This is a genomic window from Acidovorax sp. CF316 (assembly GCF_000276605.1).
GTDB lineage: Bacteria > Pseudomonadota > Gammaproteobacteria > Burkholderiales > Burkholderiaceae_C > Acidovorax.
Genome location: NZ_AKJX01000095.1, coordinates 41,022 through 52,534, shown reverse-complemented (window position 1 = coordinate 52,534; position 11,513 = coordinate 41,022). Strand labels below are relative to the sequence as shown.

General features: G+C 67.9%; 11 protein-coding genes. 7 read left to right on the top strand and 4 right to left on the bottom strand.

The window, feature by feature from the left end:
* Positions 1–62: 62 nt before the first annotated feature.
* Positions 63–1,334, bottom strand: coding sequence for an RsmB/NOP family class I SAM-dependent RNA methyltransferase (locus tag PMI14_RS08830; RefSeq protein WP_007852917.1), 1,272 nt, complete (start codon positions 1,332–1,334; stop codon positions 63–65).
* A 60-nt stretch (positions 1,335–1,394) separates the two neighbouring features.
* Positions 1,395–3,251, bottom strand: a complete 1,857-nt coding sequence (locus PMI14_RS08825) for a M48 family metallopeptidase (protein WP_007852911.1) — start codon at positions 3,249–3,251, stop codon at positions 1,395–1,397.
* Between the two features lie 45 nt (positions 3,252–3,296).
* Between PMI14_RS08825 and PMI14_RS08820 the strand changes: the two genes are divergently transcribed.
* The 3 genes from PMI14_RS08820 to PMI14_RS08810 all read left to right on the top strand — a co-directional run bounded on the left by PMI14_RS08820 (position 3,297) and on the right by PMI14_RS08810 (position 5,518).
* On the top strand, positions 3,297–3,566 hold the full coding sequence (locus PMI14_RS08820) for a DUF1653 domain-containing protein (RefSeq protein ID WP_007852906.1): 270 nt from the start codon (positions 3,297–3,299) through the stop codon (positions 3,564–3,566).
* 217 nt (positions 3,567–3,783) lie between these two features.
* Positions 3,784–4,752 carry a XopAW family type III secretion system calcium-binding effector gene (gene xopAW / locus PMI14_RS08815; protein ID WP_007852904.1) on the top strand — a complete coding sequence of 323 codons (969 nt, stop codon included), beginning with the start codon at positions 3,784–3,786 and terminating at the stop codon, positions 4,750–4,752.
* 211 nt (positions 4,753–4,963) lie between these two features.
* On the top strand, positions 4,964–5,518 hold the full coding sequence (locus PMI14_RS08810; protein WP_007852902.1) for a hypothetical protein: 555 nt from the start codon (positions 4,964–4,966) through the stop codon (positions 5,516–5,518).
* A gap of 6 nt (positions 5,519–5,524) precedes the next feature.
* Here PMI14_RS08810 and purN read toward each other — a convergent pair whose 3' ends face one another.
* Positions 5,525–6,109 carry a phosphoribosylglycinamide formyltransferase gene (purN, locus tag PMI14_RS08805; protein ID WP_007852901.1) on the bottom strand — a complete coding sequence of 195 codons (585 nt, stop codon included), beginning with the start codon at positions 6,107–6,109 and terminating at the stop codon, positions 5,525–5,527.
* Between the two features lie 39 nt (positions 6,110–6,148).
* Here purN and PMI14_RS08800 point away from each other — a divergent pair, with 39 nt between their 5' ends.
* The 4 genes from PMI14_RS08800 (at position 6,149) to PMI14_RS08785 (ending at position 10,683) form a co-directional block, all read left to right on the top strand.
* Positions 6,149–6,847, top strand: coding sequence for a YceH family protein (locus PMI14_RS08800; protein WP_007852900.1), 699 nt, complete (start codon positions 6,149–6,151; stop codon positions 6,845–6,847).
* A 46-nt stretch (positions 6,848–6,893) separates the two neighbouring features.
* A complete protein-coding gene (locus PMI14_RS08795) occupies positions 6,894–8,075 on the top strand; it encodes an acyl-CoA dehydrogenase family protein (RefSeq protein WP_007852898.1) in 1,182 nt (393 codons plus the stop codon).
* Between the two features lie 12 nt (positions 8,076–8,087).
* A complete protein-coding gene (locus tag PMI14_RS08790; RefSeq protein ID WP_007852896.1) occupies positions 8,088–9,203 on the top strand; it encodes an acyl-CoA dehydrogenase family protein in 1,116 nt (371 codons plus the stop codon).
* Between the two features lie 79 nt (positions 9,204–9,282).
* The gene (locus tag PMI14_RS08785) at positions 9,283–10,683 is read left to right on the top strand and encodes an alpha/beta fold hydrolase (RefSeq protein WP_007852892.1); all 1,401 of its coding nucleotides are present in this window, start codon (positions 9,283–9,285) and stop codon (positions 10,681–10,683) included.
* A gap of 139 nt (positions 10,684–10,822) precedes the next feature.
* Here the strand turns inward: PMI14_RS08785 and PMI14_RS08780 are convergent, their stop codons facing one another.
* Complete coding sequence (locus tag PMI14_RS08780; protein ID WP_007852885.1) at positions 10,823–11,380, bottom strand: HNH endonuclease; 558 nt, start codon at positions 11,378–11,380, stop codon at positions 10,823–10,825.
* Positions 11,381–11,513 lie beyond the last annotated feature (133 nt).

The window sequence follows — 11,513 nt, the reverse complement described above, 5'->3', positions numbered from 1 at the left end:
CCCCCCCCAGATTGCGAAGCAATATGAGAGAGGGGGAAGGCGCGAAGCGACTCAGGGGGTGCTTACTTCCTTGTCCAGCCCGCAGCAAAGAACCCGTCGGTCTGGTGGACATGGGGCCACAGGCGCAGATAACCAGTGCCCGAGGCACCGCCGCTGCACAATTTTTCGGCACCTTCCACCTTGAGCTGGCTGAGCGCGTCGCCTGCATCCAGCGGCACGAAATCGGGGTGGGCGGCCGTGAAGGCGTCCGCAATCGCCTCGTTTTCCTGCGGCAGGATGCTGCAGGTGGCATACACCAGCCGGCCACCCGACTTGAGCAGGCGCGCTGCGCTGGCCAGGATGGCGGTCTGCTTGGCGACCAGTTCCTCGACCGACTGGGGCGACTGGCGCCACTTGAGGTCGGGATTGCGGCGCAGGGTACCGAGGCCCGAGCAGGGCGCATCGACCAGCACCCGGTCGATCTTGCCGGCCAGGCGCTTGATGCGGTCGTCGCGCTCGTGCGCAATGGCGGCCGGGTGCACATTGGACAGCCCGCTGCGCGCCAGGCGCGGCTTCAGGGCGTCGAGCCGGTGGCCCGACACGTCGAAGGCGTACAGGCGCCCGGTGTTGCGCATGGTGGCACCGATGGCCAGGGTCTTGCCGCCCGCGCCGGCGCAGAAGTCGACCACCATCTCACCGCGCTTGGCGTCCAGCAGCAGGGCCAGCAGCTGCGAGCCTTCGTCCTGCACTTCCACGGCGCCGCGCGTGAACACGTCGAGCTTGGCCAGCGCCGGCTTGCCGTCGATGCGCAGGCCCCAGGGGGAGTACGGCGTGGGCACGGCCTTGATGCCCGCCTTGGCGAGTTCCTTTTGCACATCGGCGCGCTTGTCCTGCAGGGCATTCACGCGCAAGTCCAGCGGCGCGGCGTTCGACAGGCTTTCCACCAGCGGCCAGAAGCCCGCGCCCAGCTGGTCCTTGAGCGGCTGCACCAGCCACTCGGGCAGGTTGTGGCGGTGGCGCTCCATGAGGTCGTCGGCGGTCACGCCATCACACTGTTCGAGCCACTTCCTTTCCTGATCGGTCAGGGCGCCCAGAAGGAAATCGCGCGGGCCGTAGAAACCCAGGATGGCCAGGCGGCGCTCCCGGGGGCCGGAGCCCGAGGGCGCCATGTGGTCGAACAGCAGCTTCTTGCGCAGCACGGTGTAGACCGTTTCGGCCAGCGTGGCACGCTCGCGCGGCCCCAGGCCCCGGTTGTCACGGAAAAAGCGCGACACCACCGCATCGGCGGGGTGTTCGAAAGTGAGGGTCAGCCTGACGAGTTCGGCACAGGCGTCGAGAAGAACTTTGGGATGCATATCCCCTCTATTGTCCCACTCTGGCCTGTAAACCCTTGATTTCGGCTTTCGCCGGCCCTTTCAACGGGTGAATACCGGATCGAAAGCAGAACGCTGGATCTCTTTCAGCGTGGGCGATTCGCCGGCCCACAGCACCAGGGCAGGGCCGGGCAGGCTGAGCTGGCGCTCCATGGCGCGGCACAGCTGGTAGCGGCTGCCATCGTCCAGGTCGGGCAGGTCCACGAAGACCAGGTAGGCGCGGCGCTGGGGGTGCTCGCGCAGGTTCTTGCGCACCAGCCAGCAACGCTCCACATCGGAATAGCGCACCAGCTCGGCCTGCAATTCCTCGAGCTCGAAGGGGCTCAGGTCGTGGCGCGTGGTCTGGCTGAAGAAAGAGGCGCCCGAGAGTTCCTCCCAGGCACGCTCCTCGGACTCCTGGGCGCGCTCGAGCCGTTTGCGCCACTGCTTGAAGGCGGCGGCATCGTGGTCGTGGCCCAGGCGCGGGGTTTCCAGCTCGGCCAGCGCGGTGCGCGCGGTCCAGTAGCGGTCGCCGCTGCCGGCCTCCCACAGGCGGTGCAGCAGGGCCATCTTGCCCTCGCGGTCCTCGGGCGCCAGGCACTGCACCAGCCCGCGCAGCGCACCCGGGTAGTCGGTGCTGCGCGCCAGCGCGGTCTCGTAAACGCCGCGCACATCGGCCCGCGGGTCCAGGTGGCGTTGCAGGCGCGCCAGCTCCACCAGTTCCGCGGCACTGGCCTGGGGCATGCCGGCCTGCAGGACCTGGGCACGGTCGCGCACCCTGCCCAGCCAGCCGTGGTGGCGCTTCCACTCGCCCGCGTTGTCGCGGCACCATTGCTTGTCGAAATGCGCCACCCAGCGCTTGGCCTCGGAGCCCAGCAGGGCCAGGGCCCCTCCGCGCGACCACTCGGCCGGCAGGGTGGGCACGGCGTCCAGCGCTTCCAGGCGATCGCGCAGGCCCGGGTGCGTGTCGTCCACATTGCTGATGCGCTTGAGCGCCTGGCGCAGCGCATCGTTGGCAAACGCGGCCTCCGGCACTTCGGACAGGCGCTTGCGCATGGCCCGGTAGGGCCCCACGGGCAAGGGATTGCCGGCAGCCTCGCTCCAGTGACCGCCCCAGAAATTGTCGTGCAGCCACTCGCCGCGCACCTCGATCTCGATCAGCGCGGCGGCGGCAACGTCGCGCCCGAGCAGCTTGCCGGCGATGCGGTCGGCCTCGTATTCGTCCTGGCGCGCCAGCGCGAAGGTCTTGGCCACGAAGCGGGGAAAATACCAGCGCATGAAGGCCTGGGTGGCCACAGCCACGGCGCCTTCGTCGTCCTCCAGGCTGCTGTTCAGGCGCATCCAGGACAGCCGGGTGCGGTAGATCCAGGCCGCAAACCGGCCATGGTCGCCGCGCAGGTGGCCGTATTCGTGCGCCAGCACGGCCATAAAGCGCGGCCGGTCCAGCGCCAGCAGCAGCGGCAGGCCGATGGTCAGGTAGTTCACGGCGCCGCCCAGCAGCCCATAGCGCGGCAACTGCTGGATACTGGCGTTGAATTCGTCGTTCAGGTACACATGGTGGATGGGCGGGCCCTTGATCTTGCGGCGCATGCGCTCCAGGGCCTCGAACAGCTCGGGCGCCTCCAGCGCTGTGATCTCCATGCCCTTGGGCTCGTCCACGCGCACCCAGAGGGCGCGGATACTCACCCACAGCAGGCTAGCCGCACCCAGCAGAACGAACACCAGCACCAGCCGAAACCGGCCATTGAGCAGCTGCGGCAGGGCCCAGGCGATCAGACCGGCGCCCACGGCCAGGCAACCGAGCACCCAGGCATAGCCCAGCGCGGCGAACGCAGCCACGCCAAGCCGGTACCGGCGGCTGTTGTCTGCGCTGTCATGCTCGCTCATGCGCACCAGGTGCACAAAATCTGCCTGATCCACTGGATTTCCCCCTCAACCTTGTTTTTTGACCACCTGCCATCCTAAATGACCGACGACGACCTGCCCCAATTCACCCCCACTCCGCCCGGTCTGTACCGCCACTACAAGGGCATGCTCTACGAGGTGATCGACACCGTGCGCCACAGCGAGACCCTTGAGCCCATGACGCTGTACCGCGCGCTGTACGGCCAGCGCGGCCTGTGGGTGCGCCCGGCGGCCATGTTCTCCGAAGCAGTGCTGATCGATGGCCGCATGCGCCCGCGCTTCGAAAAATGCGCCGACGAGGACCTTTCCCGGCCCCCGGCCCACCCCTGAACCGGCGACCTGCACCGACCACCGGGGCCAAACCGCCGAACTGGCAGGCATTGGCCTGCCAGTTCGGCCGATCATGCCCTCCATTGTGTCCCCATGGACACAAACCGTACAAACCGCCTTGACCTGGCCTTTGAAGAATGGACCTGGGCCATGGCCGGCGTTGTTCGCCACCCCGGGGAGCACGGGCCGCGGCCCGCAACCCTTGGAAGGAACGACGATGACGAGCATCACAAGCAGCGTCAGCAGTGCCTGGTCCAGTGCAAGCGTGCAGCGGGCGCAACGCCCGGCGCCCTCGCCGGAGCGGCTGCTGGCCAAGATAGACGCCGACGGCAGCGGCGGCGTGAGCGACACCGAACTGCAGGGACTGCTGGACGATGTCGCCAAGAAGACCGGTGTCAGCAGCCAGGCCAGTGCTGCCGACCTGGTCAAGCAGTACGACAGCGACGGCGACGGCAGCCTCAACGCCGACGAACTGGGCAAGACGCTGCAGAGCGCCATGCCCCCGCCCCCCTCGACCATGGCCTTTGCCCAGTCGCGCAGCGACACCGGCGGCACGGGGGCCACGGGCCAGGCGGGAGACGACCTGTTCGGCAAGGTGGACACCGATGGCGACGGCGGCGTGGGCCAGACCGAGCTGCAGGCCTTGCTCGAAAAGATGTCCGGCGGCACGGCCAGCAAGACCGGTGTCAGCAGCGACGAGCTGTTCAGCCAGCTCGATGCGGATGGCGACGGCAGCCTCTCGGAGGCCGAATTCGACGCGGGGCGGCCTTCGGGCGGGGCCGGCGCGGGCGCCGTGGGCGGCATGCCGCCGCCACCGCCGGGCGGCCCCGGGGGGCCTGCCGGGGCCTCCGCCAGCAACAGCACGACCTACGACCCGCTCGATACCAACGAGGATGGCGTGGTCTCTGCCGCCGAGCAGGCGGCGGGTGCGGCCCAGACGGATGCGGTCGCGGCGCTGTTCAAGGCCATCGACACCGATGGCGACAACAGCATCGGCAGCGAGGAGGCCCAGGCCTTCGTCGACCAGCTGACCCGCCAGTTCAGCAACGCCAGCGCCAGCAGCCAGTCGCCGGAGGGCGGGCAAAAGACGGACCTGGTGAAGCTGGCCCAGCTGGCGCGCAGCCAGTACGAGACCGCCGCTGGCGCCTGGTCGCCCTCGGGCAGCACGCTGAGCGCACTGGCCTGACGGCAGGCACGGGGGGGGCGGCTTGCAGGGCCTGCACTTGCGCCGCCACGCCGCAAAGTCCTACAGCCCGGGCACCCGCTCCGGGCTATCTTCAAAGCCATGACCCACTTGCCCCATGCCGCCACCGGCTGACCGCGGGACCCTACCGCCAGCCCCGGACAGGGGCATTGCATGCGCCGCATCGCCGTGTGCACACGACCCGGAGCACACCATGGACTATCTTCTGCAAGGAATGTTCGGCGAAAAATCGCTGACCAAGGTCGTCGGGCTGTTTGCCCGCGAAACGGAGGCGGACATCGCCGTTCGCCGACTGCTGCGGCTGCCCGGCATGCAGCGGGAGCAAATCCGCCTGCTGGGCCCCGAGCATGCCGACCTGCGCGCCCAGGACCTGCTCAGCAAAGCCCTGGAGCCACAGCCCCGTGGCCTGTTCACCACCCTGGTCCGCGCGCACGCCATCGCCGGGCTCACCGGTGCGGTGCTGGGCCTGCTGGCATTTACCTACCTGGTGGCCACCAACGAACCCGCGGTGCTCAGCAACCCCCTGCTGGCCTTCATGGCCATCGTGGGTTTCGGCAGCACCTTCGGCCTCATGCTGGGCGCACTGGCCGCGCTGCGGCCCGACCGCATCTGGGTCATCGTCCGGGTGCGGTCCGCCCTGCGCAAGCGCCAATGGGTGGTGGTGGCGCACCCGAGCGACTCGCACCAGACGGCTTTGGCCCAGGACCTGCTGGAAAGCAGCGAGGCCCAGGTGGTGCGCACCCTCTGAACGCGATCAGGCCAGAGCTGCCACGAACGCCCGCACGGCACGCGGGTAGATCACATGCTCCTGCGCCTGCACCCGGGCCGCCAGCACATCGGCCGTGTCACCCGGCAGCACGGGAACCACCGCCTGGTCCAGGATCGGGCCCACGTCCAGCTCATCGGTGACCTGGTGCACGGTGACCCCGGCGACCTTGCAGCCGGCGTCGATGGCCCGCTGGTGGGTGTTCAGCCCCGTGAACGCCGGCAGCAGCGAGGGGTGGATGTTGATCAGCCGGCCGGCATAGCGTGCCACGAAGCCCGGGGTGAGAATGCGCATGAAGCCGGCCAGCACCACCAGCGCGGGTTGGTACCGGTCGATGGCCTGCGCCAGCGCGGCATCGAACGCCTCCCGGCTCTCGAAGGCCTTGTGGTCGAGCGCCTCGGTGGCAATGCCTTCGCCGCGTGCAAACGCCAGCCCCGCGGCGTCGGCCTTGTTGCTCAGCACGGCGGCCACGCGGGCGCCGTGGCGCCGGGCCCAGTCTTCCTGTTGCGCGGTGCGCACGATGGCAGCCATGTTGGAACCGCTGCCGGAGATCAAAATCACGATGTTCTTCATAAATTGCACGACGACGCTCAACCCCGGATTATCCCTGCCATGCCCTTCGAACCCGCAAACCGCCCCCTGACCGCGAACGAGGCCCGCGTGCTGGCCACGCTGATGGAAAAGGCCCGCACCGTGCCCGACAGCTACCCGATGTCGCTCAACGGCCTGCTCACGGGCTGCAACCAGAAGACCAGCCGCGAGCCGGTGATGAACCTGAGCGACGCCGAGGCGCAGGAGGCGCTCGACTCCCTGCGCCAGCTCACCCTGGCGTTCGAGACCAGCGGCAACCGCACCACGCGCTGGGAGCACAATTTCCAGCGCGGCGTGGGCGTGCCCGAACAATCGGCCGTGCTGCTGGGCCTGCTCATGCTGCGCGGGCCCCAGACGGCGGGCGAGCTGCGCATCAACGCCGAGCGCTGGTACCGGTTTGCCGACATTTCATCGGTCGAGGCCTTCCTGGACGAACTGCAGGAGCGCAGCGCCGAAAAGGGCGGCCCGCTGGTGGTGCTGCTGCCGCGGGCCCCCGGGGCGCGCGAGCAGCGCTGGGCGCACTTGCTGTGCGGGGCAGTGGACACCAGCAGCAGTGCCGGCGCGCCCACCCCTGGCGGCGGCGCAACGACCGCGCTGCAGGCCCGTGTCCAGGCGCTGGAGACCGAGGTAGCGGGCCTGCGCGCCACGGTCGAGCGGCTGTGCGCCGAGCTGGGCATCGCCCCGGCGGCGCAGGCGATGTCGCCACCCGGACAGGAATAAAACGAACGACCGTGCTACAAACAGGACTTCTCAGGAGACAAGCCGCATGGATCTCGCATTCACCCCCGAAGAACAGGCCTTCCGCGACGAAGTTCGCGCATGGGTCCGCAGCAATCTGCCCCCCGCCATTTCCCACAAGGTGCACAACGCCTTGCGCCTGACCCGAGACGACCTGCAGGGCTGGGCCAAGATACTGGGCAAGAAGGGCTGGCTCGGCTTTGGCTGGCCCAAGGAATTCGGCGGCCCCGGCTGGACCGCCGTGCAAAAGCATTTGTTCGAAGAAGAGTGCGCCCTCGCCGGCGCACCGCGCATCATCCCCTTCGGCCCCGTGATGGTGGCCCCGGTGATCATGGCCTTCGGCAATGCCGAGCAGCAAAAGCGCTTTCTGCCCGGCATCGCCAGCGGCGAAGTCTGGTGGAGCCAGGGCTACAGCGAACCGGGCTCGGGCTCGGACCTGGCCTCGGTCAAGACCCGCGCCGAGCGCGTGGGCGACAAGTACATCGTCAACGGCCAGAAGACCTGGACCACGCTGGGCCAGTACGGCGACTGGATGTTCAACCTGGTGCGCACCAGCACCGAGGGCAAGCCGCAGACCGGCATCTCCTTCCTGCTGCTGGACATGAAGTCGCCCGGCGTGACCGTGCGCCCGATCAAGCTGCTGGACGGCGAGTGCGAGGTCAACGAGGTGTTCTTCGACAACGTCGAAGTGCCGGCCGAGAACCTGATCGGCGAAGAGAACAAGGGCTGGACCTACGCCAAGCACCTCTTGAGCCACGAACGCACCAACATTGCCGACGTGAACCGCAGCAAGCGCGAGCTGGAGCGTCTGAAGCGCATCGCCAAGGCCGAAGGCCTGTGGGATGACACGCGCTTTCGCGACCAGGTGGCCCTGCTCGAAGTGGACATCGTGGCCCTCGAAATGCTGGTGCTGCGCGTGCTGTCGGCCGAAAAGTCGGGCAAGAACTCGCTCGACATCGCCGGCCTGCTCAAGATCCGCGGCAGCGAGATCCAGCAGCGCTATGCCGAGCTGATGATGCTGGCGGCCGGCCCCTTCGCACTGCCCTTCATCGAGGAAGCCATGGAAGCCGGCTGGCAAGGCGATTTCCCTGGCGGCGAGGTGGCCAATGCGCCCCTGGCATCGACCTACTTCAACCTGCGCAAGACCACCATTTACGGCGGCTCGAACGAAGTGCAGCGCAACATCGTTGCGCAGACGGTTCTGGGCTAAGGAGACAAGAGCATGGATTTCGATTTTTCCGACGACCAGGAACAGCTGCGCGACGCCGTGCGCAAGTGGGTGGACAAGGGCTACAGCTTCGAGCGCCGCCGTGCGGCGGTGGAGGCCGGTGGCTTCTCGCGCGACGCCTGGAATGAACTGGCCGAGCTCGGCTTGACGGCACTGACCGTGCCTGAGGACAACGGCGGCCTGGGCCAGACCGCCATCGATGCGATGGTGGTGGCCGAGGAACTGGGACGCGGCATGGTGCTCGAGCCCCTGGCACAGGCCTTCATCGCCAGTGCCGTGCTGTCGCAGTATGCACCGGCCGAGGTGCAGGGCGCCTGGCTGCCCCGCGTGGCCAGCGGCGAAGCCCTGGTGGTGCTGGCCCAGCAGGAGCGCAAGGCGCGCTACCGCCTGGATGTGTGCGATGCCAAGGCCACGGCAGCCGCCGGTGGCCACAGCGTGACCGGTACCAAGAGCATCGTCGCCGCGGGCGACCAGGCCGACGCCTTCCTCGTACCGGCCCAGCTGGACGGCAAGATCGCGCTGTTCCTGGTGGAGCGCTCGGCCAGCGGCGTGGCCACGAAGGGCTACGTCACGCAGGACGGCAGCCGCGCCGCCGAAGTGCAACTGGCCAATGCCCCCGCCACCCTGGTCACCACCGACGGCCTGGCCGCGCTGGAACTGGCCGTGGACACCGGCATTGCCGCCACCTGCGCCGAAGCCGTGGGCGTGATGGACAAGACCGTGGCCGCCACGGTGGAGTACATGAACCAGCGCAAGCAGTTCGGCGTGCTGATCTCGAGCTTCCAGGCCCTGCGCCACCGCGTGGCCGACATGAAGATGCAGCTCGAGCTGGCCCGCTCGATGAGCTATTACGCCAGCCTCAAGCTGGGTGCCCCCGCCGCCGAGCGCCGCGCGGCCATGGCCCGCGCCAAGGTGCAGCTGGGCCAGTCCATGCGCTTCGTGGGCCAGCAATCGGTGCAGCTGCACGGCGGCATCGGCGTGACCGACGAGTACATCGGCAGCCACTACTTCAAGAAACTCACGCAGCTGGAAATGGCCTTTGGCGACACGCTGCACCACCTGGGCGAGGTGTCGGCCCGCATGCAGGACACGGCTGGCGTGTTTGCCTGACGCAGGCACGTAACACCCGCATGACATGCTCGTGGATCACCCGGTCCACGGGCATTTTTCATTTCTGGAGAAGAACACGATGACGATGACGACGATGATTTCCCTGCAACGCCGCTTGGCACTGATCGCCGCAGCCACTGCCGCGCTGGCCCTCACGGGCTGCGCCACCTCCGGCTCGTCACAAGAAGCCTTGCCGCCCATCGTTTTCGTGCATGGCAACGGCGACACGGCGGCGTTGTGGCAGACCACGGCGTGGCGCTTCGAGTCCAACGGCTGGCCGCGCGAGCGCCTGCACGCCATCGACGTGCCCTACCCGCTCAACCGTGACGACGACGGCAAAGCCCAGCCCGGCCGCACCTCGGCGGCCGAGCACATGGCCTACCTCAAGGCCGAGGTGGACAAGGTGCGCCAGGCCACGGGCGCCAGCAAGGTGGTGCTGATCGGCAACTCGCGTGGCGGCAATGCGATCCGCAACTACATCCAGAACGGCGGCGGCGACCAGACCGTGAGCCATGCCATTCTGGGCGGCACGCCCAACCATGGCGTCTGGGCGATCCCGGGCTTTCGCGAAGGCAACGAGTTCGCGGGCACCGGCCCCTTCCTCAAGGGCCTGAACGCGCCCAAGAACGCCGCAGGCGATGAGGTCACCGGCCCCGTGCGCTGGTTGACCGTGCGCTCGGACGGCAACGACAAGTTCGCCCAGCCCGACGGCCTGTGGATCGGCCAGAAGGGCACGGCCACGAATGTCACGGCGGCCGGCCCCGAGCTCAAGGGCGCGACCAACGTGGTGCTCCCGCGCATCGACCACCGCGAGACCTCGTACTCGCAGGCCGCGTTTGCAGCCGCCTACCAGTTCATTACCGGCAAGGCACCTGCGGCAGCCGTCATTGCCAATGAGGCGCGTGTGGCCCTGTCGGGCAAGGTCACCGGCCTGGGCGTGGACCCGCTCGATGCCAAGACCGGCAATTTCAGCAACAACCTGCCCCTGCCCGGCGCCCAGCTGGAGGTCTATGCCACCGACCCGGCCACGGGTGCCCGCAGCGGCAACGCCCTGCTGCGCACCACCGTGGCGGCCGATGGCCAGTGGGGCCCCCTGGTGGTGCCCACCGGCGCACCGCTCGAGTTCGCCATCACCGCACCCGGCTACGCCACCACCCACATCTACCGCAGCGGCTTTCCGCGCAGCAGCACCATCGTGCACCTGCGCGCCGAGCGTATCGCCGATGCCGACAAGACCGCCGCCAGCGTGGTCAGCATGACGCGCCCCCGCGGCTACCTGGACCCTGAGCGCGACCAGATGCTGTTCGACGGTGTGCCCCCCGTGGGCGTGCCGGCCGGCGCCGGCGCGGCCTCGGCCAAGATCAAGCCCGAAGGGGCGGCCCAGCGCAGCGTGGCCGCGCAGTTCAATGGCGAGCGGGTGGTGGGACAGACCTGGCCCGCAGCCAGCGGTCACTTGGTGTTCCTGGAGTTCACCTACTAAGAAAAGCACCTGGGGTTTGCATTTACCCCAAGAGTGGCCAAGACGGCCTCGATGGCTAGGCGCTCCGTCGCAGACAGTACTGAAAGTACGGCAAGACGGAGCAACGACGCCAGCGGGGTCGTATTGGCCGCTCCGCCAACTAAGCCAACAGACGAGAGGACTTGGGGACGTGTGCCATCAGGAATTCCATCTGGTCTGCAAGAATTCTTCTGTTGCGCAGGATGAAGTCTTCCCACAGGCTGGGCACGTAGGGCGCGTAGAGCAGCGGCATGTGCGCCTGCTCCGGGGTGCGCGGCCCCTTGCGGTGGTTGCAGGGGCGGCAGGCCGTGACCACATTCATCCAGTGGTCCTGTCCGTTGCGCGCGAAGGGCACGATGTGTTCGCGCGTGAGGTTGTCTTCGTGGAAATGCCCGCCGCAGTAGGCGCACACGTTGCGGTCGCGGATGAAGAGCTTGCTGTTGGTCAGGCCCGGCTTGAGGTCGAAGGGGTTGATGCTGGGTACGCCCTTGGTGCCGATGATGCTGTTGACGGCGATCACCGACTGCTCGCCCGTGACGGCGTTGTAGCCGCCGCGAAAAAGCGCGACCTCGCCGCCGGACTCCCAGCGCACTTCGCCGGCTGCGTAATGGGTGACGGCCTGCTCCAGCGATATCCACGACTGGGGCAGCCCCTGGGCTGACAGCTTCAAGACCTTCAAAACACGCCTCCTGGAACAAGAATGAACACAAGGAATCGGAACGCGGATGTCTCGCGGACCCCACTGCGCTGTGAAGTCCGTGGTACACAATATACTCTGTTTTCGTGACAGATTGGCGTCTGGTGCTTTACCC

Coding starts and splice junctions, on each gene's coding strand:
- PMI14_RS08830 (WP_007852917.1), bottom strand. CDS start 1,334: ATGCATCCCAAAGTTCTTCTCGACGCCTGTGCCGAACTCGTCAGGCTG.
- PMI14_RS08795 (WP_007852898.1), top strand. CDS start 6,894: ATGGATCTCGCATTCACCCCCGAAGAACAGGCCTTCCGCGACGAAGTT.
- PMI14_RS08820 (WP_007852906.1), top strand. CDS start 3,297: ATGACCGACGACGACCTGCCCCAATTCACCCCCACTCCGCCCGGTCTG.
- xopAW (WP_007852904.1), top strand. CDS start 3,784: ATGACGAGCATCACAAGCAGCGTCAGCAGTGCCTGGTCCAGTGCAAGC.
- PMI14_RS08810 (WP_007852902.1), top strand. CDS start 4,964: ATGGACTATCTTCTGCAAGGAATGTTCGGCGAAAAATCGCTGACCAAG.
- purN (WP_007852901.1), bottom strand. CDS start 6,109: ATGAAGAACATCGTGATTTTGATCTCCGGCAGCGGTTCCAACATGGCT.
- PMI14_RS08790 (WP_007852896.1), top strand. CDS start 8,088: ATGGATTTCGATTTTTCCGACGACCAGGAACAGCTGCGCGACGCCGTG.
- PMI14_RS08785 (WP_007852892.1), top strand. CDS start 9,283: ATGACGATGACGACGATGATTTCCCTGCAACGCCGCTTGGCACTGATC.
- PMI14_RS08800 (WP_007852900.1), top strand. CDS start 6,149: ATGCCCTTCGAACCCGCAAACCGCCCCCTGACCGCGAACGAGGCCCGC.